This is a genomic window from Priestia sp. D51 (assembly GCF_053345675.1).
Genome location: NZ_JBLTIR010000001.1, coordinates 797,488 through 822,617, shown reverse-complemented (window position 1 = coordinate 822,617; position 25,130 = coordinate 797,488). Strand labels below are relative to the sequence as shown.

Below are 25,130 nucleotides of genomic sequence, written 5' to 3'. Positions count from 1 at the left end.
TCAACTTAAGGCAAGCACCGTAACCAAAATCATACATATGTTCGCCCAACGTTAACTATAAGTGAAGGTGGTAAAAATGTCAAAATAATCTATAGTTATGTAAACTGCATACCGACTAACCCGATAAGCATCACAAGAAAACTAATAAGAGTACCCTTTCCATTTTTCTTTGCTCTTCCATCTTTTTTGACAATGGAATAAATCCACGTACTCGAATACACAGCGAATCCAAGAAAACCAAATAACGTAATATATGTAAACATGCCGAAACTCCTTTGCTTGTCATTACTATTAACTATACGAGATTTTTTCAAAAAAACAAAGTAGTATGACGGCTTGTTTAATATCTCTTTCTTTTTCTTATACTAAGAAGAGGAGGGATGGCTATGCACCAAAAGCAGTTGGAAGATATATTTGACTTTTATGGACTGAGCGAGGTTTATCGAGGCAAATTTGAAGATGTTGAACACCACTGGTTATTTAAAGACGCCGAACCAACTATACTAGAAGATTTTTTTAATTCTCACGATTGCGAAGACCTTGCATGCTGTACTCTTGAGGAGTTTTGTTTTTTATTCATGAATTTTCAATCAATCCATGCACAAATTCCCCACGTGTACTATTACTAAAAAAGTGATTTCGCAGGAAAGCGAAATCACTTTTTATTAAAAGCCTAAAGAAATATATTTTACTTCTAAATATTCTTCAATTCCGTAATGTCCGCCTTCACGTCCAAGTCCACTTTCTTTAAAGCCGCCAAACGGCGCTTGTGGTGTAGAAGGTAGTCCATCATTTAGTCCTACAATACCATATTCTAAAGCTTCAGCAATACGAATAGCTTCTGAAATATTTTCAGTGAACACATAAGCTGCTAATCCGTAAGGCGAGTTATTTGCACGGCGAATAACTTCTTCTTCTGTTTGATACGTCGCAATTGGAGCAATCGGTCCGAATGTTTCTTCGTACATACAAAGCATATCATCCGTTGCACCATCTACAACCGTAGGCTCAACAAAAAGTCCGCTTCCCTCTTCGCGTACAGCCCCTCCAGTTAAGACGTTTCCACCTTTTGCTACAACATCATCTAAGTGGCGCTTTACTTTTTCTAACGCTTTTTCATCGATTAAAGGTCCGATATCCGTACCTTCTTCTAAGCCGTTTCCGACTTTCAGCTGACTAACGGCTGCTGCAAACTGCTCTGCGAACGGTTTAGCAATAGACTCGTGCACGTAGATGCGGTTTGTACATACGCATGTTTGACCAGCGTTACGGAATTTAGAAGCAATTGCATTTGTTACTGCTTTATCTAAATCAGCATTTGCTGTTACGATAAACGGAGCGTGTCCTCCTAATTCTAAAGACACTTTTTTAACCGTATCAGCTGCTCCGCGCATTAACAGTTTACCTACTTCTGTAGAGCCCGTAAACGATAGTTTGCGTACGCGTCCATCTTGAAGCCACGCTTCTCCAATCGCTTTTGCATCTCCTGTAACTACATTCATTACGCCTTTTGGAATACCTGCTTCCTGCGCCAACTCTGCTAGACGAAGAGCCGTTAGTGGCGTTTGTTCTGCCGGTTTAATAACCGCTGTACATCCAGCTGCTAGAGCTGGGGCTACTTTACGCGTAATCATAGCTGCCGGGAAGTTCCAAGGTGTAATAGCTGCCATAACTCCCACAGGCTGCTTATGAGCAAATAATCGTTTATTAGGAGAAGAAGCTGGAATTGTTTCTCCGTAAATGCGTTTTCCTTCTTCTGCGTACCATGAAACGAATCCGTTGGCATAGCCAATTTCACCTTTTGCTTCTTTAAGAGGCTTACCTTGCTCGACTGTCATGATTTCAGCCAGTTCATCCGTGTGTTCTTCGATCAGCTGATGCCATTTAAATAATAATTTACCGCGCTCTTCTGCTGTTTTTTTAGACCATGTTTGAAACGCTTCATAAGCAGCATCTGCTGCTAGCTTTGCTTCTTTTTCTCCGCCTTTTGCAACGGTAGCTACTACTTCATTTGTTGCTGGATTTACCACTTCGTATGTATCATTTGCCGAAACAAATTCTCCGTTAATATATAAGTTTGCTTGCTTCATATTTCTTCACTCCCTGCTTAAATTTATCTACTCACTGTTCGGTACTGTCCGACACATATTTTCGAATTTTACGGCTCGCTTGTGATTGACTAATACCAAGCTGTTCGGCTACTTTGTAAGATGACCTATGCTGTTCAAACGCCTTGATGACCATTTCTTTTTCCACATGTTCAATCATTTCAGGAAGCGTATGCACAGGTGGATCGATAGCAAACTCTTTTGCAAATGGCAAGTCTTTAAGCGTAATCATTTCTTCTCCTGTAACAACCAGACGCTCAATGATATTTTCCACTTCGCGAACGTTTCCTTTCCATTCCTGCCCTAAAAATGCGTCTAATGCCTTTGGTGATAAGCGTACATTACGTTCGTATACCGTATTAAAATGATGAAGAAACTGATAGACAAGAGGCAGAATATCTTCTTTTCGCTCTCGTAAAGGTGGGATCGTAATTGGCACCACGTTAAGTCGATAGTACAAATCACGTCTAAACTTTCCTTCTTCGACCATTTGCTCCAGGTTTTGATTCGTAGCAGCAATAATTCGTACGTCTATTGATACTGCTCTTGTTGAGCCCACGGGACGAATTGTACGGTCTTGCAGTACATGGAGCAACTTACTTTGTGCTGAAAGAGAAAGTTCACCAATCTCATCTAGAAAAAGCGTGCCTTCGTTCGAAAGCTCAATGATCCCTTTTTTCCCTTCGCGAAATGCTCCAGTGAACGTACCGCCTTCATAGCCAAATAGCTCTGACTCAATAAGCTGTTCAGGAAGCGCTGCACAATTAAGCTCATGATACGGCTGCTGTTTTCTTGTACTAAGCTGATGAAGCAGTTTTGCTACTCTGCTTTTTCCTACCCCTGTTTCTCCAAGTAAGAGAACGGTTGTATTTACAGAAGCCACTCGTTGAATGGTTGAAAAAACTTTTTTCATCGCTTCGCTTTTTGTTACGATTCCTTCTAAATCTACGGATTCGTTTAACTCTTTCTTATAGTTTTCAAGCTGTTCTTCCATCTCTTCTACTTTTCGTTTTAATTCCATTAAGTCTGTGAGATCTCGAGAATAGCTAATAACACTTTTCAATTGCCCGTCATTAGTAAATACTGGCCTAGTCCGCACATGAAGATATCGGCCTGAGTTTGTTTTTTGAACCAATTCAATTGCTTGATTAGATTCAATCACCTTTAACGTGGCCGAAGGATAAAAGATGCCCATTTCCTGAAGTTCTTTTACGTGCTTTCCAATAAAATCTTCCACTTTCAAAGCATAATTTTTTTCACACTCTGAATTTACAACTAATACATACCCATTTGCATCAGTTACAAAGATTTCATCAAATGATGACTCAAATATATCGTAAAGTTCGTCGTTAATTTGCTGAATCTGCTTTTTATGAATGGTCATTTGAATCACCTTTTCGTCAAAAAATAATTATTATTTTATTTTATCAGAAAATGAAAAATCTATAAATAGAGTGTCCAAACATATCCATTCTTTGTGATTCATGAAGAATGAGTGAAGAGTTCTCTCTTCACTCATGCCTCAATTTCTCTTATACTTCAACCGTTTGCTGCACGCTTGCTTCTAGTGCTGCTTCAAAAATAGCTAAGCCTTCTTCTAGCTGCTCATCTGTAATAACAATTGGCATTAAGATACGAAGAACGTTTCCGAATACTCCCGCGCTAAGCAGTAATAATCCACGTTTGTTTGCTTCTTTTACGATGCGCTGTGTAAGCTCTTTATCCGCTTCTTTTGTTTCGCGGTCTTTCACAAGCTCGATAGCAGACATAGCTCCTAATCCGCGGATATCACCGATACAGTCATATTTTTCTGCTAATTTTTCAAATCGTGATGTTACCACTTTTCCAAGGTACTCACCGCGTTCATTTAGCTTTTCTTCTTCAATGATATCAAGTACAGCTAAAGCCGCTTCACATCCAAGAGGGCTTCCGCAGTACGTTCCGCCAAGCTCACCAGGATTAGATTCATCCATGATTTCAGCGCGGCCGATGACACCACTAATCGGTACACCAGCTCCTAGTGATTTAGATACTGTAATTAAATCTGGTGCAACGTCAAAGTGTTCAATACCGAAGTAGCGGCCCGTACGTGCAAAACCAGCTTGAATTTCATCTGATACAAATAAAATTCCGTGCTCTTTACATAATTGATACACTTCTTGCACAAAACGTTTACCTGGAACAATGAAACCACCTTCACCTTGAATTGGCTCCATTACAACAGCTGCAATCGTTTCTGGTGCTACTTCTGTATTTAAGAAGTTTTTGAATTCAGTAATCATAAACTCTTCGTATGCTTCAACTGATAATCCTTGTGGGCGGCGATACTCATAAGGATATGGAGCTTTGTATACTTCAGGAGCAAACGGTCCAAATTCATATTTATATGGCTTTACTTTACTTGTCATTGTCATTGTCATTAATGTACGGCCGTGGAAACCGCGGTTAAATGAAATAATTCCTTGACGCTTTGTATATTTACGAGCAATTTTCACTGCATTTTCTACAGCTTCTGCTCCGCTATTTAAAAGTAATACTTTCTTGTCAAATTCACCAGGAGCAATTGCTGCTAGTCTTTCTGCAAGCTCTACATATGACTCATACATCATGACATTAAATCCTGTGTGAATAAAACGGTCTACTTGCTTGTGAAGCGCTTCTTTCACTTTTGGATGACTATGACCTACATTGATTGTGCCAATTGCCCCTACGAAATCAATAAACGTATTGCCATCGACATCTTTAACGATCGCCCCTTCAGCCGTATCAGCAAATGTCGGAATGCCATAACTTACACCTTTCGGAATGGCACGGTGTCTTCTATCTAATAATTGCTTTGCATTTTCTCCCGGTAAATTTGTTGCTACTTTGCTAAAAGTTTGACTCATTTTTTATCTTCCTCTCATATTAAATAATTCTTCAATTAGTTTATATGCAAAAATCGTGCCAACTTTTAAAAGGCGGAAAAATAAGCATTTTTAGATAATTCTAACGATAATTCACTTATCGATAAGTCAATATAAACTTATCGATAAGTCAAAAATGACTCTCTTTTCACATAAAGTGCAGGAATTTTATATTGCCATAAAAGGAACAAGGCTTTTATAATAAATGTATAAATATAGTAATGTTATGATTAATCTCTTTATAAAGGAGTGAAAAATATGCTAGAGGGCTGGTTTTTATGGGTTATTTTATTTTGGGTTGTCTTTTTAATGAGCATGTTTGCTATCGGCGGATTTTTTATGTTCAGAAAATTTTTAAAGCGCTTACCAAAAGAAGACGGCATGTCTGAACTTGATTGGCAAGATCACTATCTTTCCAAAACCATTCACCTTTGGTCAGCGGATCAAAAGCAGCTATTAAACGTTCTTGTTGAACCAGTACCTGAACTATTTCGCGATGTGGCCAAACAAAAAATTGCAGGGAAAATTGGGGAACTCGCACTTGAGGAACAAGCCGCCTCTATAACAGAAGACTTAATCGTACGTGGATACATCTTAGCTACGCCTAAACGTGATCATAAATTTTTATTAAAAACATTAAAAAAGCAAAAAATAGATGCCGTCCCCTATCAGCATTTATTTTAAATCAAAAAAGGTGGCTGCGTAGCCACCTTTTTTAATTTAATATCGTTGTATTTCCAAGACGATCATTGTGCAGCTTTCGTTCGAGCTTTTTGTACGATGTGTACATCGCAATGCGCCAAGGTACAATCATACCAAATGCTAAAATCCAGAACATACCGCCAAGCTGGCCAACATCAATTGAAGAACTTAAATATATTTTCATTGCAATTCGAATAATAAGCAAACCAATAATAATGAATGCAAAAGCTTTTGAACGCTTCAAGTAAATATGATCGTCACGAATTTCAAATTTAGACGTTTTAATTAACAGGATTGAGAAGATCATGCCTGCTATTAACGCCTCAAGCAGTTCTGCACCCGTTACTCGAAACATTGGAAAGATAAACATTAACGCTCCCGTACTCATAAAAAAAGGCGGAAGTATAATTTTTTTTGCATTCGTTGGTTTATCAGCGGCTTTCATTCGAACAACTAATATGAAAGAAGCCATAAAAATTGCGACAAGTGTTGAAGCAATAACCAATGAAATCCTTCCTTTACTATAGTTTAGTGTGTACTTATATTATAATCCAAAAAACATCAGAAGTAAAAGTGCAACAAAAAACAGAAGAGGATCTCTTCTGTTTTTATTTAGTAGAGGTAATATCTGCTTTTGCTTTTTGCTTTTGTTTTTGCTTTTTCATTGCTTTTAGTAAGAACCCGCCTTTAAATTTACGCGGCTCGTATGAAATAATGAAAGCACGAGGCTCATATTCTTCAATGAATGCTAATAGCTCTTCTTCTCTACTTCTTTTTGTTAAAATGTCTAATCTATAGCGTGCACTGTCTCTTCCTTCACCTTGATACACAGTAACACCAAAACCTTCCTGTCGAAGGCGGTTAATTAACTCTTCATTTTTGGTCATAAGGTTAACTAAGAATGTTGTATATCCGATAGCAAGCCTAGATTCGATATAACTTCCAAGTATAATTCCCACTCCAAATCCAACTGCGTATACAACCATAGCAAGCGTGCTTTGATCTCCTGAAAATACTAGGGATAAGCCAAATACATAAATTAACGCTTCAACAAATCCAAAAACCGAGGCATACATACTCATACCTTTGACTAAAAAAATTGTGCGCAGCGTCAAGATCGGTACATAGATCAGTTGCAAAAGCAAGATTAACAAAATATCTTTCAATTTATACACCTCTTTTTAACAATTAAAAATATGACGATTTCATTGTATCACTCCGTATTTATAGAAGATATAGTAAAAATAAATTTTTTCTATATATTTTTTCGAGTCATATTCTTGCTTATTTCCTAAGAGCTAAAATGAACGTTTGGTCTTTAAAAAACAAAAAAGAACCTGCCAACTTCCAGATTCTTTTTTGTATCATTTTCCCTTTTTAAAAGCCCGTAAACCCTCCAAATACGCTCGTTGTATAAATAATAATTTTTGTCATCCAGTCAAAATATAAAATAAACCCCATGCCAATCATTGCGTATCCGCCAACTTTCATCATGGAATTCATATGTTTTTTTAACCAGTTCATTTTTCCAATAAAGAATGTCATGATAAAGAACGGAATAGAAAACCCAAGTGAATACGTTATCATGTACAAAAGACCGGAGCCTGGGTTTGTCGCTGCAAGCGCCATAACCGATACTAAAATAGGTCCCGTGCAAGGAGTCCAGCCGGCAGCAAAAGCCATACCAATAAAAGAAGAACCTAAGAGTCCAGCCGGCTTATTGGCGAATTGAACTTTATGTTCCTGCATAAGAATTCGAGGCTTAAAAATCCCTAGTACAACTAGACCAAAGAAAATAATAAGAATAGCGCCAATCTGCCGAATTAAATCTTTATAGTTAAAAAACCACTGACCAATAAAGGATGTCGCAAAACCAATCATAATAAAGATAACAGAAAATCCCAGAAGAAAAAAAGCTGTGTGAATAAAAGCTTTGCGCTGATGTGACTTAGCGCCTTCCTTTAGCTCGCTGACTGATACTCCCGTTATGTACGATAAAAAAGCTGGATACAAAGGCAAACAGCAGGGTGAAATAAACGATAAAAAGCCTGCGCCAAATGCCAAAAATAAATTTAAATCTCCCACATTTCCCACTTCCCTTTTTTGTTCTTTTTGTTCTTTTTCGTTACCATTTTGTAACCAAATTGTCTTATCTCACTTCTTTCAAATAGTACCATTATCTTGTATAATTAGGTAAACGACTTGTTAGAAGGGATACATAGCATTGGCCAAAAAAGATATTCTATTAGCGATTGAAAAGAAACGAGAAGAACTCATCCGCATAGTCCGAGTAAGTGGATTAAACTCTCCACCTGCTATTAAACATAGTCAAGAATTAGATCATTTATTAAACGTTTACAATGAATTCCCTGCTCAAACAACAGAAACAACCTCTTCATGAAGGTTGTTTCTTTTTTTCACCTTCACTCTATCAATTCTTTATAAATCTCTTTTACTCCTGTTTCTTTATTGAAATTTTCCTCTTTTTCACTGTGCTGAAGCTGATACATATTATAGTACAAACCGCCTTTATCTAGCAGTTCAGCATGCGTTCCTTTTTCGACGATTTTCCCTTTATGCAATACTAAAATACAATCGGCGTGTTGAATAGTTGATAAACGATGTGCAATCGCAATCGTTGTGCGGCCTTTTCCCATATCTCTTAACACTTCTTGAATCGCTTCTTCCGTTTCTGTATCGATATGGGCTGTTGCTTCATCAAGAATAAGGATTTTAGGGTTTCGAATCACCGTTCTTGCAAATGCTAAGAGCTGACGCTGACCGCTTGATAAAGTTGAACCTCTTTCCACTAGCACTTCATTATACTTATTAGGAAGAGCTTCGATAAATGCGTGAGCTTGCACAAATTTCGCCGCTGCTTTTACTTGCTCATCAGAAAAATGGTCTTCATGCAGCGTAATATTTCGCTTTACGGTATCGGCAAATAAAAAGGCATCTTGCAGCACCAGCCCTACCTGATCTCGAAGCTGTTTATTTGAAAAGGACGACAGTGGTTTATTATCGATCAAAATGTCTCCTTTTTGCTGCTCATAAAAACGCATTAATAAATTAATGATGGAGCTTTTCCCGCTTCCAGTATGGCCTACTAAAGCCACTGTTTCTCCTTCGTTTACCGTAAATGATATATCAGAAAGCACATCTCGAACACCGTCATAGGAAAACGTGACGTTTTTGAATTCTACCGTTCCTTTTTGTACCCCCTGCTTTTGTTCTCCTGTCATCACTGGATTTTTTTCTTCCTCATCCATCAAATCAAATACCCGGGAGGCTGATACCATCGCTTGCTGATACATAGAAAGACGCTGCATCATTTCATTAACGGGCTCAAAAAAACGATCCAAATAGTTGATAAACGCGTAAAGAACACCAATTTTAACAGGACTGTCAGCTACGGAAATGCCAAAATAACTGAGCACAAGAATAACGGCTAAAATATAAAGAATTTCGACAGCAGGCCTCAGTAGCAAACCATCTAACTTAATATTGCGCATGCCCGCTTTGTAGTGCTCATCATTAATTTCTTCAAATTCCGAGCGAAGCCGCTTTTCTTGACGAAATAATTGAATAATGGACATGCCTTGTAAAGACTCATGAAGCTTGGCATTTAACTGACTTAGCTTTTCTCGGAGCTGTCCGTAGTAAATAGCGCTGTAATGCTGATAAAGCTTCATAAGTCCCCAAATAAACGGGAGAAGAACTAAACAGTAAAAAGCCAGCTTCACATCTAGCATAAACATCGCTATAAAAATACCAATCAAAAATACCCCATTTTGAATAAAAACCGCGATGACTTCTACAAACATTTCTTTCATAGCTTCCGTGTCATTTGTAATTCGAGAAACAAGGCTTCCCGTTGGCGTGTTGTCAAAAAAGCGAAGCGCCAGACGATGAACATGAGAAAAAACGTCAATTCGAATCTGCTGAATAATTTGAAGCGCAATTTTCTGAAACTGCAGAAGCTGAAAGTATTGAACGACAATTTTTAAAAGCTGTAAAAGCAAATAACTGCTTGCAAGCCACACCAGAGGCTGAAAAGGCAAATACTTAGGAGTTAAATAATCGTCAATGAAAATTTTAATCAAAATGGGCCCTAATAAATCAGCAGCCGTAGCAATTAATAATAGAGTGAACGCTAAAAAAAATGATTTTTTATGCGGAATTGTATAGTGAAACAGACGTTTATGTACCGAAGAATGCTCAATTTTCATTTTTCGTCTCTCCTTCTTCTACCGCACGTTCAAGCTGCTGTCTATCGTACATATCCTGATACCAGCCGCTCACGCTAAGCAGTTCCTCATGAGTTCCTCGCTGAATAATTTTCCCTTTATCAAGGACAAGAATCAGGTCTGCATGAGTAACCGAGCTCAGCCGATGCGCTGTAATAATCGTTGTTCGATTTTGACGTTTTTGCCTCAACGCTTGTAAAATACCCGCTTCCGTTTTTCCATCTACCGCTGATAGCGAGTCATCTAAAATTAAAAGCTCAGGATCTAATAGAAGAGCTCTTGCAATCGAGATACGCTGTTTTTGTCCACCAGATAACGAAACGCCTTTTTCACCTACTATTGTTTGATAGCCATCTGTAAAATCGAGGATGTCTTTATGTACATTTGCAACTTTAGCCGCTTCTTGGATTTCTTGATTGCTTGCGTCTTCTTTTCCGAACGCGATATTAGCAGCGACTGTTGTTGAAAACAAAAAGTGATCTTGAGGAACATATCCAATGCTTTTGTACAGTGAATCAAAAGCATAATCTTTAATGTCTTTTCCTCCCCATAAAACAGCTCCGTCGCTTACATCAAATTCACGAAGCAACAGCTTTAAAAGCGTGGTTTTCCCAGCACCCGTCTTTCCGACAATCCCTAACGTTTGACCGCGAGAAAGTGTAAAGTAAATTTCGTTTAACGTGTATTCGTCTTCTTTACCATACGAAAACCTATGAATAACAGCTTCAATATTTCCTGTTGGCAGTTCAACACTAGGATGCGCTGCTTCTTCAATCGAATTTTCTTCTTTTAATAAAGAAAATACCCTGTCATATGATGCTCTTCCTCGTTCCACAATGTTAAATAGCCAGCCAAACGCGAGCATCGGCCAAATAAGAAGGCCCAAATAAGTTGTAAAGGTAACAAGCTGTCCCAGTGTTAACTCTTCACTAATCACCATCTTGCTGCCAAAAATAAGAGCAAGTAAAAAAGAAAGTGCTACAATAATCGAAATGGTCGGATCAAACAATGCATCTACTCGTGCTACTTTCATGTTCTTTTGAACAACATCTGCAGACTTCATACGAAATTCTTCGACATCAGCTGCTTCTTCCCCAAACGTCTTAATGACTTTAATTCCGCTAATGCTTTCTTGAACCTTATCATTTAAAGTAGAAAATGCTGCTTGTGCGTGATGAAACCGCGCATGAAGCAATGTACCATAGTAACTTGTTAAAACGGCCATAAGCGGCATAGGAATAAGGCAAATAAGCGTTAATTTCCAGCTGATTGTTAGGGCCATTGTGCATAGAACAAGCCCTCCTGTGACAATGGAATCCACGAGCGTCAAAACGCCCGAACCTGCAGTTTGTTGAATAGCTTGAATATCATTCGTTGCATGGGCCATCAAATCCCCAATTCGCCGCCGCTGATAAAAGGCCTGATTCATCCTGGTAAAATGAGTGTAGAGGGTATTTCTCAGCTGCTTGGCTAGTTTAACAGATGAACCAAATATCATAATACGCCATATGTATCTTGTGAAATAGGCCACAACAGCAGCTCCTAGCAAAATGCCAACCATCTGCATTAAGCGCTTTCCATTCAGCGTCCCTTCTTTAATGCCATCTACCGTTAAACCAATAATTTTAGGCGGGAGAAGTTCTAATGCTGCCACAATAATAAGCAGCGCTATCCCCGTTATGTAAGACTTTTTTTCCTGTTTGAAAAACCACCATAACTCTCGAAAAATTTTCATCGTATCCCCCTAGCCCTACAACCATTTTCTTATCTCTATCATAAAACAAAAGACACCCTTCTGAATAGAGAGTGTCTGTCCAATTAACCATTATTTAATTTGGCCGTTCATTGCTTTCATCATTTGGTTAATTTTTTTCTGCGATGGTTTCATGCCCATTTGCATCATCATCATTTTTAACATTTGTTCATTAATTGGTGGATTTTTCTTCAGATAGCTCATCATATACTTACGAGCAATGAAAAATCCTAGCGCTATCCCAACAATTAATGCTAGAACACCAACTAGAATATACATTCCCATGGTATTACTTCCTCCTTCGTGTTGTCTAACTTACAGTGTACTAGACCATACGCTATTATACAATATTTCCGTTCCAATTTCCTTAAATAATTACACAAATTTTCTTGTTTTCACAGGCCTCAGCCAGCCGTATTCATCCGTTCCATAATTCACTGCTAAAAAACAAGGATCTAGCTTGCGTAATACTTCAAAAAAAGCTGTCTCAGCATCAACATTGCCATCTCCTTCAATTGTTATACAGCGATTCGTTAATTTTATAGATGCTCGACTTTTTTTATGAGGATACTCCAGCACAAACGTCTCTTGATGAGTAAAAAAATGAGGATAATGAGAAAACGCCTGAAGTAATTCTCGTTGAATAAATGAATTGGGCAGTTGGCGAGTAATGTAATGAACTTGTTTTTGTAAATGCGTTTCCTGCAAGTGACGTTTCATTTTATATTCAATCAGCAGCTGATAAATGAGCTTTTCTCTTCGAAAATAGGATGATGCAACTTCTTCCTCCATTAAATATACTTCATACGTTCTCACGATTCATCCTCCCTTTCGGCTCGTTCTTTTTTGTACTATTATACCGAATGGTGTACGCAATGCTTGTCTATCGATGAAAAAATTTCTTTGTTTTTTTGTCGAAAAAAAAGAGCAGACCATAGGAGTCTGCTCTTTCTTGTGAAAAAGAATTATGCATTAAGCAAGCTTTTCACTTTTGCTACTACATTTTCAACTGTAAAACCAAATTCTTTCATGATTGTTTCACCAGGAGCAGATGCACCGAAGTGATTAATACCAAGAACTTGTCCCTCGTCTCCAACATAGCGTTCCCAGCCAAGTGTAGAAGCCATTTCAATACCTAAACGTTTTTTCACTGATTTAGGGATAACACTTTCTTTGTACTCAGCAGATTGCTCTTCGAAACGATCCCATGCAGGCATACTTACTACAGATACATCAATGCCTTCTGCAGCTAATGCTTTTTGTGCTTCTACTGCTAGGCTTACTTCAGAGCCTGTTGCAAGTATTAATGCATCCGCTTGGTCTTTACCAGCTTTAGATACAACGTACGCGCCTTTAGACACGCCTTCGTATGCATTTTCTTTTGTACCTTCAAGCGTTGGCAAGTTTTGACGAGTCAATACAAGCGCCGTTGGGCGGTCAGTTGATTCTAATGCTAAGCGCCATGCAGCAGCTGTTTCATTTGCATCTGCAGGACGAACCACTGAAAGACCTGGCATTGCACGAAGTGATGGCAATTGTTCAATTGGCTCATGTGTTGGGCCGTCTTCTCCAACTGCGATACTGTCATGTGTGAATACATATGTTACAGGAAGCTTCATTAAAGCTGCTAAGCGAATTGCTGGGCGAAGATAATCAGAGAATACAAAGAATGTTCCTCCGAATACTTTTACACCGCCGTGTAGAGCCATACCGTTTAATGCAGCTCCCATTGCAAATTCACGTACACCGAACCAAATATTACGTCCGCTGTAATCAGCTGCAGTGAAGTCTTCTGAACCTTTAATCATTGTTTTATTTGACCCAGCTAAGTCAGCTGAACCGCCGAAGAATTGAGGTACAGCTTGTGCTACTGCGTTTAATACTTCTCCAGAAGAAGCACGGCTAGCTAGGCTTGAACCCGTTTCGTATGCTGGAAGCGTTTCTTCCCAGCCTTCCGGTAACTTTCCTTCTACTGCTAGTTCAAATTGACGACCTAGTTCAGGATATTTTTCTTTATACTGTGCAAATACATCGTTCCATTCGTTTTCTTTCTTTTGGCCATCTTCAGCAATTGTAGCTTTGAAGTGAGCATACACTTCTTCTGGCACATAGAAATCTTCTTCAAATGTCCATGCATAAGCTTCTTTTGTTAATTTTGTTTCATCGGAACCTAATGGAGAACCGTGCACGCCAGAAGTACCCGCGTGGTTTGGAGAACCAAATCCGATTGTTGTTTTTACTTCAATTAGCGTTGGGCGTGTTAAATCGCCTTTTGCTTCTTCAATTGCGTTTGCAATCGCTGTCAAGTCATTGCCGTCTTCAACACGAATTACTTGCCATCCGTAAGCCTTGAAACGATCTTCTACGTTCTCAGAGAACGAGCGATCTAAATCTCCGTCTAAAGAAATATCATTTGAATCGTATAAAACAACTAAGCGTCCTAATTTTAAGTGTGCCGCTAATGAAGCTGCTTCAGCAGATACACCTTCCATTAAGTCTCCGTCACCACAAATACCATACGTAAAGTGGTCTACAATTTCTAAACCTTCTTTGTTGTATGTTTCAGCTAAATGACGTTCTGCCATTGCTTTACCAACAGCCATTGCAATACCTTGTCCTAGTGGACCAGTTGTTGCATCAACACCTGCTGTATGACCGAACTCTGGATGACCTGGTGTTTTGCTTCCCCATTGACGGAAGTTTTTAAGGTCTTCAATTGATAAGTCATATCCAGCTAAATGAAGCAAGCTGTATAATAGTGCCGATCCGTGTCCTGCTGATAATACAAAGCGGTCACGGTTGAACCAGTTTGGATTCTTTGGATTGATGTTCATAAATTTTGTCCACAATGTATACGCCATTGGAGCAGCTCCCATTGGCATACCTGGGTGACCTGAATTTGCTTTCTCAATCGCATCGATTGATAAAGTACGAATTGTTGCAATCGAAAGATCTTCAATACGTTGTGTCATACTCTTCATTCCTTTCAAAACTATGTACATATGTTATCATACTAATGATTTGCTTATTTGTACAATACTTGAACCAAAAAAATTTCCACTTTTACAGTTTTTGTGTGCCTTATTAAAAATATACAAAAAACTAGAGGGAACTCTCCCTCTAGTTTTACTAGAACGTCTTAGTGAAGACGCTTCTTTTTGCTCTCTTTTAACTTCTTAGGCGTAACATCTTTACCTTCCTCGTCCACAACTTTAATCGTATGAAGGTGGTTTGTCATAGATTGTCGGAAAACTTTTAAATATTCCTGACGTAGCTCTTGCTGTTCTTTCGCTTCAGATTCTGTCAGACCTTCAGCCTTTGCCTTTTTTGAAAGAGCATTAATACGAGCAAGTTTATCTTTTGATAGCATATAAAACCTATCTCCTTATAATCAATAATTAAAATTACCGAACAGTTCCGGCAACATGTAGTCATCTTACTAAATCTCTTTCGTTTTATCAAGAGATTGAGCACTCTCTTGATACTCTTGATAGCGACGATGTACCGTTGCTTTTGAAATATTATAACCAAAACCTTTTAGCGTAACTGAAATTTCAGCAAAGGTTAAGCCGTTATGACGAAGGCGGACAATTTCTTCAATCGGCGCTTCTTTTTTTTCTCTTCCTGAGTTAACTCCTTGATTTTTTAAATTTTGCTGCGGACGATAACCGTTTTCTACGGCTCTTTTCATTCCTCTTTTAATTTTAGCGTTATGTAATTTCCGCTGATGCTCTTCCACTAAGCTAATAATATCTAACACCATCGAATCAGATTCTGAAAGCTGAAGCTGACCTTGATGACTAATCGTATAGATCGTAGCATTTTCTTTATGAAAAGCATGAAGAAGCGCGATTCGGGCATTTCCTCTGCCTAATCGCGTTTCGTCTTGAATGAGCAGCACAGATATTTTTTCTTCTTTCATTGTATGAAGAACATCCAATATACCCTCTCTGTCTACGTCATATCCGCTTGCTTTTTCCATTACGACTTTTTTTACGTTTAGATGGTGAAGATCAGCAAGCTTTTTTAATTCTTCTTGCTGGCGCTGTAAAGATGTTTCTTGGGTTTTTTTATCCGTACTTACACGGCAATAAATAATGGCGTCCACTTTTATCACGACCTTTTCGGCTTCTAACAATATTCAGGAACGGCCGTTACACACTACTGTTCAATTGCCACTTGATTATGTAACTCTTTTTTTAAAACAGGAATATATAATTTATCTCCAGGAGATAAAGACTGGGCAGTGTCTGAGTTTAGATCATTGACGTCTTCAACCCATTTGACAAATTCATTGGTGGTCAAATGATGGTGATTATGATACTTGTTGGACAAGTCCCAAAGCGTATCTCCTTTTGTAATAGTAACCGTTGAATATTTGTCTAAATCTACTTTATCCGCTCCTAAAACCAGCGTCAATACATATGTAAGTGCAGCGATAACTGCAAAAAAAATAGCGTAATGTTTCATAGAATGTAAGAATTGGTGCATATTATGATCCCCCTATCAGAATATATGTTCTTATTTTATTGAGAACATTTGTTTCTGTCAATGGAATTCTTCGAACTTATGTTTGTATATTGACACATCACGTGGTATAATTCACCTAAAGAATAGCTAAAATCGAGGTGAAAAATATGAAGCTATCAAAACGTCAACAAGACATACTAGATTTTATTAAGCACGAAGTAAAATTAAAAGGTTATCCGCCTTCTGTTCGTGAGATTGGGGAAGCGGTGGGATTAGCCTCTAGCTCCACTGTACACGGGCATTTAGCTCGTTTAGAAAGCAAAGGGTTAATTCGCAGAGATCCAACAAAACCAAGAGCAATCGAAGTTCTTCAACTAGACGAAGTAAACATCCCTAAAAGCAATGTCATTAATGTTCCTGTTATCGGTAAAGTAACAGCGGGTCTTCCTATAACAGCCGTTGAAAATGTGGAAGAATATTTCCCTCTTCCAGATAAATTCGTTTCTCCAGATGATCATGTATTTATGCTTGAAATTATGGGAGAAAGTATGATTGAAGCAGGTATTCTAGATGGCGATATGGTAATCGTACGTCAGCAGCAAACTGCTAATAACGGAGATATTGTGGTCGCTATGACCGAGGACAACGAAGCAACGGTAAAACGTTTCTTTAAAGAAGAAAATTTCGTTCGTTTACAGCCTGAAAATTCAACGATGGCGCCTATTATTCTTCGCCACGTAACGATTTTAGGAAAAGTCACTGGTGTATATCGCACGATTCACTAATTACACACTGTATGTAAAACCAACTAATCATGATGTTAGTTGGTTTTTTACGTTTGTTTTCTAAAAAAATTGGCATATTATAAATGATACGTCGAATCATTACAGGCAGGTAGAGCGGTTTTTATAAAGCCTGTTTTACCTTTTACTTTCTGTCTGCATTTTTTCGACTCTCAAAAAAAATACAACCGACTATAAGAAGGATGTAGTTTATGACCAATACACCAAGGAAAACAGAACCATTTCAAACTATTATGCCTACCAAAGCAATGAACATGTTTCTTTTTCCTTTTTCCTTTGATCGAAAAAATAAAGAGCAGCTTGTTCATGCACTAGAAGCAAATATGTTTGAGTTTTTTTCCATTCAAAACAAACATGTAGAAAAAGAATACTACGGAGAACAGTATTACGTATCTCATGATAGCTTGGATCAATATTTTCTTCCTTACATTGAATGTATTCTATTTCCTGATTCGTGCGAAAAAGAAGGCTTGCTTCGATTTTCAAAAAAAATAGACCATACCGTTACGCTACAAACTTCCTCCACCACCGTGTCTAGCAACGTGCTGTCTGTGGATGTTTTTTTATGTCCTTTTGAAATTGGCGTCATGACCATTCGCACTGAGATGAGTCATAATCATTACACCTATGATGACATTTTAGAATTCATGAATCATTTTCGTGTATTAGAACCGAAGCTTGCTGAAGAGCATGGATCCACCATTACCTATGAACATCATCGCTATAGCAAAGTACAGGATTATATTTTTTCACAGCTCGCGCCATTTTTGAACGAACACATCAAAAAAGAAGCGACGCGTGAACAGCACGTCGGGAGTCTTCCTTATTTTATCGATGAACGGATGTTTGTATTAAGTTATGTAACGGTAAATCAAGAGCAAGAAATTAACTCCACAACTTTATTTCGTACTGGGCAGCTAAATAGCTATACGCCTGACGGGAAACCGTTTATCTCTGCACACAACCATGAGTATATTAAAACGTATAATACCAAACACGTGTATTCCAGATGGGCTCCTGAAACCTATTACGTTATAACAGACCATGTGTTTTCGTGTATTTCTAAATCGACAGACTCTAAAACGGATCAGCTTTTGATGAATCATCTATTTGGCCAGCATTACTATAATTTATTTTTGCATTTTTTCTATAAAATCGTGTTGCTAAAACTATCCTATGAGTATTCTCAGCTCACGTTTCATAAAAATTCAGAGGGCATCGAGCGACTAATTCGCTCTATTACTGTATTTTCAGGTAAATATTTATTTTTAGAAATTAGCTCTCGCACGGAAGGTCAAGAGTTTTCTGAGCTCTTTAAAAAAATCTTCCACATCAATTCTCTTTATCAAGAAGTCAAAGAAACCCTTGGTACTTTGTATCAAAATCAAGAGAAAATCGCGGCCAAGCGTCACAATTACTTATTATTAATTTTAACGATTTATACCGTTCTTTCCGGTATTTACGGAATGAATTTAGTTATTAGCAAGCTAAAGGGAAACATCAATTGGGATAGTATGAAGCAGTTTTCTATCTTTGAATATATCGCTTTAATAGTAGCTTTATCAGGAATTCTGATCAGCATTAGTCTCGGAGTGAGTTCCCTATGGAATTTATTAAAAGATCGATTTAAAACATAAAAGCTGTTCCCATCAGAAAACACATGATAAAAAAGAAGAGATTGAGACATAACTAAATCAAGCGAGTCTAAAGGGAAACAAATGAAATAAATAAGCTAGCAGGGATTGCTTGTGACACCTCTGTTGATTTCCGTGCAAGACTTCGCTTTCCGCGGGCGGCCGGTGAGCCTCCTCGTCGCTTGCGCTCCTGCGGGGTCTCACCCCTTCCGCTTTTCCCGCAGGAGTCTTCGTCTTGCCCTCCAATCAACTGCTGGAAAGAACTAAACAAATGAAACCTACGTTCACCATAAAAAACGAACCATCAAACATGATGATTAATGGTTCGTTTTTCCCTTCGACTAAAATCCTTTTTTTCCAACCTCTTTTATCTATTACTAAATCACTGTCTACTCCGCTGAACCTTTTATTACACGTTGTGCCGCTGTTGTAATTTCAGAACAATCTAATATTATACTCTATAAGAAAAATATATACAAAATAATAAAATATGGTATCATAGGGTAGGAATTTTGTACCTTATCTTTGAAATAATTTGCAGGAGGTAATATGCTTAACTCATTTTTATCCAAAAGCCTGATTCTTTTATGTGTCATGATTCTTACATGGTCTCTATGGGGCAGTTATAGTGCGATGACAAATTCATTGGACTTAAAAGGCTTGGCTTTAAGTAATTCATTTATTATTGAAGGAATATGTATCACTTTCCTTGTCATTTTTCTAATAGCTATTGCAAGTAGATACATGAACAAAACTGTTTTTTTTATTTCACTGATTGTTTTGACCTTAGGTGTTCGATTAGCATGGATGCTTTCTGTTCAAACACCTGTAAAATCTGACTTTCTTGTCATGCTAGATGCCGCACGTAATATCGCAAAAGGAAATTATGAATTTAACCAAAGCGTTTATTTCACTACATGGGTATATCAGCTAGGCTTTTTATTCTATGAATCTATTGTTATTCGCTGTTTTGGAGATAGCATTTTCACATTAAAATTGTTAAATATTTTTTATTCTACTGGAACCGTTATTTTTATTTATCTAATTGGCGCTAAAGTATTTAACGAACTTGCTGGGAGAATGGCAGCTTTCCTATATGCGTTCTACATTCCGAACATTCTCTACAGCTCAGTGTTAACCAATCAGCATTTAGCTACTTTTTTATTTTATGCAGCTTTTTACCTTATTATAAAAAGATTTGCTCATAACAAGTTTAGCTGGCTTTATATTGGTCTTCTATTGTCGTTAGGAAATTTAATGCGCCCTCTGGGACCCATTATTATCGTTGCTGTTTTCATTTATTTCATCTTGCAAATTCTTCAACCTTACATTGAAGCGAAGGATGCTGCTGAGTTAAAAACTCGTCGAAAGAAAATAGGAAAAAACCTCGTAGGCGTACTGGCTACTTTTTTTATTGCAAATGCGCTGATCAACTACTCTTTTGTAGCGAGCGGTATTTCTAAATATCCTTTAAGTAACAGAGATCCTTTATGGAAATTCGTTATTGGCTTTAATTATGAAACAAGCGGTTCTTATTCTTCAGAGGATGCTAGTCGTTTTATGGGTATGCCAATTGGAGAAAAACGAGCTGAAGCAGAAAAAGAAGTAATTAAAGAGCGAGTAGCAGATAAAGAGCAACTTTTAGATCTCTTTCACATTAAATTCCTGAATATGTGGGGAGGAACGGATGCATCTACATTTTGGAGTATTTCATTAACTCCTCAAGAAGATGTACCTTTTAATAAAGAGAAATTAATTAGTGCTGCTCAAAGTTATGAAAGAATCATTTACGTTTCAACTACTATTCTTTCCATTATTGGACTTATATGTTTATTCCTGAAGAAGCAGGATAAATATCCGTATACACTGTTTTTATTACTAATCATAGGATACGTTCTTATTCACTTGCTTATTGAAATTCAAACTCGCTATCGATTCTTTATTTTTCCAAGCTTTATGCTGCTCGAAGGGTTTGGTATTTCAGTGATTCTATCTTATTTACTAGTACGGTTTACTAAAAATAAGCCACAGGCAAAATGTGAAGAGATAAATTAAATGGAAGGGATTATGCAACCGTGATAAAATTCCTGAAATTCGGATTCGTAGGTATAATGAATACCCTGCTCACTATTATCAGTTACTTAGCACTCATTCATTTTGATATGAATTATATATTGGCTAACGTACTATCCTATTTCATTGGCGTCATAAACAGCTACTATTGGAACAAATCGTGGGTGTTTCAAGCAACTGTACATAAATGGATGTTAGCTCAATTTTTCATCGTAAACCTTATTACTTTAGCAATTAATACATCTTGCTTATTCCTTCTTGTACACTATACACCTGCTAATCCGATAATTGGACAACTGTTGTCTACTTGTATAGGAATGTTTTTTAATTTTTTTCTTAATAAAATATGGACGTTTAAGCACACAAACAATCACTCGATAGGAGGTAAAGCATGAAAGAACTAATTTCAATCGTGGTACCTATGTATTTTGAAGAAGAAGTAGCTAATGAATGCTATAATCGCTTGCTTTCCGTCATGCATGAAAATCACATTAACTATGAATTCATTTTCGTCAATGACGGCAGTACAGACCGAACAATTGAAATCTTAAAGGACGTAGCAGCTATGGATTCTAACGTAAAAATTATTGATTTTGCCCGTAATTTCGGGCACCAAACTGCCGTCACAGCAGGTATTGACTATGCTCAAGGTGATGCTATCGTAATTATTGATGCTGACTTACAGGATCCACCTGAAATGATTCCTGAATTAATTGCTAAATGGCAGCAAGGCTATGAAATTGTATACGCAAAGCGCAAGAAGCGAAGCGGAGAGACCTTTTTTAAATTGACAACGGCTAAGTATTTTTATCGCTTTTTAAATTATATGTCCGATATTGAAATCCCAAAAGACACGGGAGATTTTCGTATTATCGACCGAAAAGTTGCGGACGTATTCAAAAAAATGACTGAACGCAATCGTTTCGTAAGAGGAATGATGTCTTGGATCGGCTTCAGGCAAACATATGTAGAATATGAGCGCGATGAGCGTTTTGCTGGTGAAACAAAATATCCTTTAAAAAAGATGATCAAGTTTGCTTCAGATGGAATTATTGGGTTTTCAACGAAACCTTTACGTTTAGTAATGGTTATTGGCTTGTTATCAGTTTTTGTATCACTTCTCGTTTTAAGTTATTCGATTGTTGTTTGGCTGATAGGTGAAAATATCCAGCCCGGCTGGACTTCGATTATGGTAGCTATCACTTTCTTTAGCGGTATTCAGCTACTTGGTTTAGGTCTAGTGGGACAATACATCGCAAGAATTTACGATGAAAGTAAAAATAGACCTATTTACGTTGTACGTGAAACTATTAACTTTTCTGCGGCTTCAACAGATTCTCAAAACGTGCGTGAAAAAGTATATAGCTAAAAAAACAAGGAAGAAAACAACTGTTTTCTTCCTTGTTTTTTATTCTTTTTGAAGCTGTAAATCGCTTGTCACCCAGTCAGGAATTCCATCATCTTCATCAAATTCAATAATGACATCCGTTATTCCTTTTTCCTGTAAAATACGATTTTCCAGACGATCTTTAATATCATCCGCTTCTGCTACTGTTAAAGAAGGATCAATTTCTACTTTTAATTCAACGTGAAGCTCTTCTCCTTCTTTCATCACCATTAACGTTTGAATATCACGCACTTGTACATCTTGCATAACAATGGCACCAATTTTCATTTCCATTTCTTTATCTGCTTCACCAAGCGCTCCGGCAGCGTTATCTAAAAATACTCGTCCTACTACAAAAAACATCATAAGACCAATTAGCATAGAAGCAATTCCTTCAGCTTGATGAAAAGGCGTAAATCGCGAAATAAAAACGGCGATTAAAGCCAATACGCCTCCTCCAGTGGCTACCAGATCTTCCATAAAAACAAGCTTAGTTGCTGGCTTTGCTTTCTTTAGATGAACAAAGCTTTGCGTAAAAACATTGACCTCTGCAGTATTCATTCCGACATCGTGCAAAATTTCTTTCATTGCCTTAAAGAGGACAAACATCTCAAGTAATACCGAGATGCCAAGTACTGCAATATTTAAAATAAAGCCTGAAGACTTCGTCGGATGAAGAATATGATGATACCCTTCTTTAATCGTTTCAAATGCCATAATTCCTACTACAAGAACCGCCCCTAATAAAACGAGATTAACCAATCGTCCAAATCCGTTTGGAAATCGTTTGGTCGGAGCTTTTTTGCTTAATGCTGAACCTATAAAAACAAAGAACTGATTTGCTGCGTCTCCTAAGCTGTGCATCGTTTCAGCAAACATCGCTACATTTCCCGTTAAAGCAAAAGCAATCCCTTTAATAATGGATATAATGGTATTAACTATAGCGGCCATCATGGCCGATTTATTTCCTTTTCGCAATAACTTAATTAATTCACTCATGCAATCCCTCCGTTTGTGCCTTTGATGAGATTCAATTATGGTTAGTGTATGTGAATTTAAAAATTAAAAACCTCCAACATATAAGTTGGAGGTTTTTAGTCATGTTTCATTATTTTTTAAAACGATAAGGTACCGTTGTAACGATTACGTTTTTACGGTAAAGCAAATGTGCTTTTAACAGCAGACTGGACTGATTATGAAGGATGTTTTGCCAGCTTTTTTTCGTGATGAACTGCGGAATAACAACCGTAATAGCCATATTATTTTCCCGGGCTTTTTCTTCAGCCATATCGATGAATCGAAACAGCGGACGCACAAGACTGCGGTATTGAGAGTGAAACGTAACAATACGAATATCAGGCTGCCACTTTTCCCACTTCTCTTCCATTCTCTTTTCGCTTTCTCGGTCAAAAGCAACGTGCACCGCAATAACGGTATCACCAATCGTTCTTGCATAGTTCAATGAATTTTCCACTACCTTTGTCATTCCTGCTACAGGAACAATGACCACACTTCCTTCAAGCTTTCCAATCTTTTCTCCTTGCTTAATACGAAGCTGCTCTCCTACCGCTTCATAATGCGTATGAATGCGATGAAAAATATAAACGATAACCGGTAAGAAAACGAGCACGGACCATACTTGTGAAAACTTCGTTGTAAACAAAATGATTAGCACCGTTAAGGTAATGAGGGCACCAATTAAGTTAATGGTTAGCTTTCCTTGCCAGCCGGCCGGCTTTTCTCTAAGCCATTTGACAATCATGCCTGTTTGAGAAAGCGTAAATGGAATGAACACTCCAACTGCATAAAGAGGAATTAATTGTTCCGTCGCTCCTTTAAAAGCGACAAGTAAGACAATAGAAGCAATTCCAAGGGTCACAATTCCATTTGAATAGCCTAGTCGATCGCCGCGAATTTGAAACATTCTTGGCATGTATTTATCAGACGATAAGTTTACGGCAAGCAAAGGGAAAGCTGAAAAACCTGTATTCGCCGCTAGCACTAAAATCAGAGCTGTGGTGCCTTGAATAAAATAATAAAACCCATTTCGTCCAAATACACTCGATGCAATTTGTGATACAACCGTTTCATCTGCTTTTGGAGAAATGCCAAGCCAATAAGCTAAAAACGTGATGCCAGAAAATAAAACGGCTAAAATACCGCCCATCAGCATTAATGTATGAACAGCATTTTTTGCACCTGGATCTTTAAAGTTAGGCACTGCATTCGAAATAGCTTCTACACCAGTCAATGCCGAACAGCCTGATGAAAAAGCTTTTAATAATAAAAACAAACTAATACCTGGCACCACGGTACCGAGAGATGTATGAAGCTCAGGTGAAACTTGACCTGTCACTATTTTGAAGAAGCCCACCGCTATTAACAAAATAAGAGCAATCACAAATAAATAAACCGGATAAGCTAAGACAGAAGCGGATTCTGTTACACCTCGTAAATTTAAAACCGTAATAAAAATCACCAGCAAACACGCAATTACTACGTTATAGTGATGCAGCGTTGGAAAAGCCGAAGTTAAAGCATCGGTTCCTGCTGAAACACTCACGGCAACTGTTAAAATATAATCTACTAACAGTGATCCCCCAGCGATAAGTCCAGGATTTTCTCCTAAATTGGTTTTCGAAACAATATAAGCTCCTCCGCCTTGCGGATACGCATAAATAATTTGACGATATGAAAGAATTAAAGCCGTCAGCAGCACCAATACCCCAATCGCAATTGGAATCGAATACCAATAGGCAAGCACGCCCACTGTTGCAAGGACAATCAAAATCTGTTCTGTTCCATAAGCCACTGAAGATAAGGCATCTGATGATAAAATAGCCAGCGCTTTAAGCTTACTAAGCTTTTGATCGCCTAACTCTTTTGTTTTGAGCGGCTTTCCAATCAATAATCTCTTGAGAACTGAATAGTTCACGTAATTTCCCTCCGATGATTGCTTAGCTACTATTCACTGTTCGTTGCTAAGCTCCGTTACAAGTTCATGAATAAGTGATATTATCCCTAAAAAATACCTTTTTATGTTAAAA

General features: G+C 37.8%; 26 protein-coding genes. 8 read left to right on the top strand and 18 right to left on the bottom strand.

Features of this window, described 5'->3' with window-relative positions:
• Positions 1 to 95: 95 nt before the first annotated feature.
• Positions 96 to 263 (bottom strand): hypothetical protein, encoded by a 168-nt coding sequence (locus tag ACNHOZ_RS04270; protein ID WP_165573659.1) that lies wholly within the window; start codon positions 261 to 263, stop codon positions 96 to 98.
• Positions 264 to 386: 123 nt separating this feature from the next.
• Here ACNHOZ_RS04270 and ACNHOZ_RS04265 point away from each other — a divergent pair, with 123 nt between their 5' ends.
• Positions 387 to 629, top strand: coding sequence for a hypothetical protein (locus ACNHOZ_RS04265; protein WP_028411356.1), 243 nt, complete (start codon positions 387 to 389; stop codon positions 627 to 629).
• Positions 630 to 665: 36 nt separating this feature from the next.
• Here ACNHOZ_RS04265 and ACNHOZ_RS04260 read toward each other — a convergent pair whose 3' ends face one another.
• The 3 genes from ACNHOZ_RS04260 to gabT all read right to left on the bottom strand — a co-directional run bounded on the left by ACNHOZ_RS04260 (position 666) and on the right by gabT (position 4,996).
• Positions 666 to 2,090, bottom strand: coding sequence for an NAD-dependent succinate-semialdehyde dehydrogenase (locus tag ACNHOZ_RS04260; protein ID WP_028411357.1), 1,425 nt, complete (start codon positions 2,088 to 2,090; stop codon positions 666 to 668).
• Positions 2,091 to 2,121: 31 nt separating this feature from the next.
• Positions 2,122 to 3,492, bottom strand: a complete 1,371-nt coding sequence (locus ACNHOZ_RS04255) for a sigma-54 interaction domain-containing protein (protein ID WP_028411358.1) — start codon at positions 3,490 to 3,492, stop codon at positions 2,122 to 2,124.
• A gap of 148 nt (positions 3,493 to 3,640) precedes the next feature.
• Positions 3,641 to 4,996 carry a 4-aminobutyrate--2-oxoglutarate transaminase gene (gene gabT, locus ACNHOZ_RS04250; protein ID WP_028411359.1) on the bottom strand — a complete coding sequence of 452 codons (1,356 nt, stop codon included), beginning with the start codon at positions 4,994 to 4,996 and terminating at the stop codon, positions 3,641 to 3,643.
• Between the two features lie 276 nt (positions 4,997 to 5,272).
• Between gabT and ACNHOZ_RS04245 the strand changes: the two genes are divergently transcribed.
• Complete coding sequence (locus ACNHOZ_RS04245; RefSeq protein WP_028411360.1) at positions 5,273 to 5,698, top strand: DUF2621 domain-containing protein; 426 nt, start codon at positions 5,273 to 5,275, stop codon at positions 5,696 to 5,698.
• A 31-nt stretch (positions 5,699 to 5,729) separates the two neighbouring features.
• Here the strand turns inward: ACNHOZ_RS04245 and ACNHOZ_RS04240 are convergent, their stop codons facing one another.
• The 3 genes from ACNHOZ_RS04240 to ACNHOZ_RS04230 form a co-directional block, all read right to left on the bottom strand.
• Positions 5,730 to 6,221, bottom strand: a complete 492-nt coding sequence (locus ACNHOZ_RS04240) for a CcdC family protein (protein WP_013084715.1) — start codon at positions 6,219 to 6,221, stop codon at positions 5,730 to 5,732.
• Positions 6,222 to 6,324: 103 nt separating this feature from the next.
• Positions 6,325 to 6,882, bottom strand: coding sequence for a DUF2179 domain-containing protein (locus ACNHOZ_RS04235; RefSeq protein ID WP_013058767.1), 558 nt, complete (start codon positions 6,880 to 6,882; stop codon positions 6,325 to 6,327).
• 211 nt (positions 6,883 to 7,093) lie between these two features.
• Positions 7,094 to 7,801 carry a cytochrome c biogenesis CcdA family protein gene (locus tag ACNHOZ_RS04230; RefSeq protein ID WP_033579815.1) on the bottom strand — a complete coding sequence of 236 codons (708 nt, stop codon included), beginning with the start codon at positions 7,799 to 7,801 and terminating at the stop codon, positions 7,094 to 7,096.
• 139 nt (positions 7,802 to 7,940) lie between these two features.
• On the opposite strand from ACNHOZ_RS04230, the gene ACNHOZ_RS04225 reads away from it, so the two are divergent.
• Complete coding sequence (locus ACNHOZ_RS04225; protein ID WP_013084718.1) at positions 7,941 to 8,117, top strand: aspartyl-phosphate phosphatase Spo0E family protein; 177 nt, start codon at positions 7,941 to 7,943, stop codon at positions 8,115 to 8,117.
• Between the two features lie 22 nt (positions 8,118 to 8,139).
• Here ACNHOZ_RS04225 and ACNHOZ_RS04220 read toward each other — a convergent pair whose 3' ends face one another.
• The 8 genes from ACNHOZ_RS04220 to yneA all read right to left on the bottom strand — a co-directional run bounded on the left by ACNHOZ_RS04220 (position 8,140) and on the right by yneA (position 16,207).
• The gene (locus ACNHOZ_RS04220; protein WP_048019871.1) at positions 8,140 to 9,945 is read right to left on the bottom strand and encodes an ABC transporter ATP-binding protein; all 1,806 of its coding nucleotides are present in this window, start codon (positions 9,943 to 9,945) and stop codon (positions 8,140 to 8,142) included.
• A complete protein-coding gene (locus tag ACNHOZ_RS04215; protein ID WP_048019870.1) occupies positions 9,935 to 11,698 on the bottom strand; it encodes an ABC transporter transmembrane domain-containing protein in 1,764 nt (587 codons plus the stop codon). The genes ACNHOZ_RS04220 and ACNHOZ_RS04215 overlap by 11 nt, the downstream gene beginning before the upstream one ends.
• A gap of 90 nt (positions 11,699 to 11,788) precedes the next feature.
• Positions 11,789 to 12,001 (bottom strand): YneF family protein, encoded by a 213-nt coding sequence (locus ACNHOZ_RS04210; RefSeq protein WP_013058772.1) that lies wholly within the window; start codon positions 11,999 to 12,001, stop codon positions 11,789 to 11,791.
• A 90-nt stretch (positions 12,002 to 12,091) separates the two neighbouring features.
• Entirely contained in the window at positions 12,092 to 12,532 is a 441-nt protein-coding gene (sirA, locus tag ACNHOZ_RS04205; protein WP_028411364.1) for a sporulation inhibitor of replication protein SirA, read from the bottom strand.
• Between the two features lie 149 nt (positions 12,533 to 12,681).
• Positions 12,682 to 14,688 (bottom strand): transketolase, encoded by a 2,007-nt coding sequence (gene tkt, locus ACNHOZ_RS04200; RefSeq protein ID WP_013058774.1) that lies wholly within the window; start codon positions 14,686 to 14,688, stop codon positions 12,682 to 12,684.
• 167 nt (positions 14,689 to 14,855) lie between these two features.
• The gene (locus ACNHOZ_RS04195) at positions 14,856 to 15,086 is read right to left on the bottom strand and encodes a DUF896 domain-containing protein (protein ID WP_013058775.1); all 231 of its coding nucleotides are present in this window, start codon (positions 15,084 to 15,086) and stop codon (positions 14,856 to 14,858) included.
• Positions 15,087 to 15,155: 69 nt separating this feature from the next.
• Positions 15,156 to 15,824 (bottom strand): YneB family resolvase-like protein, encoded by a 669-nt coding sequence (locus ACNHOZ_RS04190; protein WP_028411365.1) that lies wholly within the window; start codon positions 15,822 to 15,824, stop codon positions 15,156 to 15,158.
• A gap of 53 nt (positions 15,825 to 15,877) precedes the next feature.
• Positions 15,878 to 16,207, bottom strand: coding sequence for a cell division suppressor protein YneA (gene yneA, locus ACNHOZ_RS04185; RefSeq protein WP_028411366.1), 330 nt, complete (start codon positions 16,205 to 16,207; stop codon positions 15,878 to 15,880).
• A gap of 146 nt (positions 16,208 to 16,353) precedes the next feature.
• Between yneA and lexA the strand changes: the two genes are divergently transcribed.
• Both lexA and ACNHOZ_RS04175 read left to right on the top strand, forming a co-directional pair.
• Positions 16,354 to 16,971 (top strand): transcriptional repressor LexA, encoded by a 618-nt coding sequence (gene lexA, locus ACNHOZ_RS04180; RefSeq protein WP_013058778.1) that lies wholly within the window; start codon positions 16,354 to 16,356, stop codon positions 16,969 to 16,971.
• Positions 16,972 to 17,180: 209 nt separating this feature from the next.
• Positions 17,181 to 18,626, top strand: coding sequence for a hypothetical protein (locus tag ACNHOZ_RS04175; protein ID WP_034270839.1), 1,446 nt, complete (start codon positions 17,181 to 17,183; stop codon positions 18,624 to 18,626).
• Between the two features lie 67 nt (positions 18,627 to 18,693).
• On the opposite strand, the gene ACNHOZ_RS04170 is transcribed toward ACNHOZ_RS04175, so the two are convergent.
• Positions 18,694 to 18,894 (bottom strand): hypothetical protein, encoded by a 201-nt coding sequence (locus ACNHOZ_RS04170; RefSeq protein WP_168761232.1) that lies wholly within the window; start codon positions 18,892 to 18,894, stop codon positions 18,694 to 18,696.
• A 278-nt stretch (positions 18,895 to 19,172) separates the two neighbouring features.
• On the opposite strand from ACNHOZ_RS04170, the gene ACNHOZ_RS04165 reads away from it, so the two are divergent.
• From ACNHOZ_RS04165 to ACNHOZ_RS04155, 3 genes are read left to right on the top strand one after another with little or no spacing between them, the layout of a single operon-like run.
• Entirely contained in the window at positions 19,173 to 20,678 is a 1,506-nt protein-coding gene (locus ACNHOZ_RS04165; RefSeq protein WP_447697047.1) for an ArnT family glycosyltransferase, read from the top strand.
• Positions 20,679 to 20,698: 20 nt separating this feature from the next.
• Complete coding sequence (locus ACNHOZ_RS04160) at positions 20,699 to 21,091, top strand: GtrA family protein (protein WP_028411369.1); 393 nt, start codon at positions 20,699 to 20,701, stop codon at positions 21,089 to 21,091.
• Positions 21,088 to 22,065 carry a glycosyltransferase family 2 protein gene (locus ACNHOZ_RS04155; RefSeq protein WP_028411370.1) on the top strand — a complete coding sequence of 326 codons (978 nt, stop codon included), beginning with the start codon at positions 21,088 to 21,090 and terminating at the stop codon, positions 22,063 to 22,065. The genes ACNHOZ_RS04160 and ACNHOZ_RS04155 overlap by 4 nt, the downstream gene beginning before the upstream one ends.
• Positions 22,066 to 22,104: 39 nt before the next feature.
• On the opposite strand, the gene ACNHOZ_RS04150 is transcribed toward ACNHOZ_RS04155, so the two are convergent.
• Together ACNHOZ_RS04150 and ACNHOZ_RS04145 are read right to left on the bottom strand one after the other, a co-directional pair.
• Complete coding sequence (locus tag ACNHOZ_RS04150; protein ID WP_028411371.1) at positions 22,105 to 23,082, bottom strand: cation diffusion facilitator family transporter; 978 nt, start codon at positions 23,080 to 23,082, stop codon at positions 22,105 to 22,107.
• 109 nt (positions 23,083 to 23,191) lie between these two features.
• Positions 23,192 to 25,018: an APC family permease gene (locus ACNHOZ_RS04145; protein ID WP_028411372.1), complete on the bottom strand. Its 1,827-nt coding sequence runs from the start codon at positions 25,016 to 25,018 to the stop codon at positions 23,192 to 23,194.
• Positions 25,019 to 25,130 lie beyond the last annotated feature (112 nt).

Coding starts and splice junctions, on each gene's coding strand:
- ACNHOZ_RS04270 (WP_165573659.1), bottom strand. CDS start 263: ATGTTTACATATATTACGTTATTTGGTTTTCTTGGATTCGCTGTGTAT.
- ACNHOZ_RS04265 (WP_028411356.1), top strand. CDS start 387: ATGCACCAAAAGCAGTTGGAAGATATATTTGACTTTTATGGACTGAGC.
- ACNHOZ_RS04260 (WP_028411357.1), bottom strand. CDS start 2,090: ATGAAGCAAGCAAACTTATATATTAACGGAGAATTTGTTTCGGCAAAT.
- ACNHOZ_RS04255 (WP_028411358.1), bottom strand. CDS start 3,492: ATGACCATTCATAAAAAGCAGATTCAGCAAATTAACGACGAACTTTAC.
- gabT (WP_028411359.1), bottom strand. CDS start 4,996: ATGAGTCAAACTTTTAGCAAAGTAGCAACAAATTTACCGGGAGAAAAT.
- ACNHOZ_RS04245 (WP_028411360.1), top strand. CDS start 5,273: ATGCTAGAGGGCTGGTTTTTATGGGTTATTTTATTTTGGGTTGTCTTT.
- ACNHOZ_RS04220 (WP_048019871.1), bottom strand. CDS start 9,945: ATGAAAATTGAGCATTCTTCGGTACATAAACGTCTGTTTCACTATACA.
- ACNHOZ_RS04215 (WP_048019870.1), bottom strand. CDS start 11,698: ATGAAAATTTTTCGAGAGTTATGGTGGTTTTTCAAACAGGAAAAAAAG.
- ACNHOZ_RS04210 (WP_013058772.1), bottom strand. CDS start 12,001: ATGGGAATGTATATTCTAGTTGGTGTTCTAGCATTAATTGTTGGGATA.
- tkt (WP_013058774.1), bottom strand. CDS start 14,688: ATGACACAACGTATTGAAGATCTTTCGATTGCAACAATTCGTACTTTA.
- ACNHOZ_RS04195 (WP_013058775.1), bottom strand. CDS start 15,086: ATGCTATCAAAAGATAAACTTGCTCGTATTAATGCTCTTTCAAAAAAG.
- yneA (WP_028411366.1), bottom strand. CDS start 16,207: ATGCACCAATTCTTACATTCTATGAAACATTACGCTATTTTTTTTGCA.
- lexA (WP_013058778.1), top strand. CDS start 16,354: ATGAAGCTATCAAAACGTCAACAAGACATACTAGATTTTATTAAGCAC.
- ACNHOZ_RS04175 (WP_034270839.1), top strand. CDS start 17,181: ATGACCAATACACCAAGGAAAACAGAACCATTTCAAACTATTATGCCT.
- ACNHOZ_RS04165 (WP_447697047.1), top strand. CDS start 19,173: ATGCTTAACTCATTTTTATCCAAAAGCCTGATTCTTTTATGTGTCATG.
- ACNHOZ_RS04155 (WP_028411370.1), top strand. CDS start 21,088: ATGAAAGAACTAATTTCAATCGTGGTACCTATGTATTTTGAAGAAGAA.
- ACNHOZ_RS04150 (WP_028411371.1), bottom strand. CDS start 23,082: ATGAGTGAATTAATTAAGTTATTGCGAAAAGGAAATAAATCGGCCATG.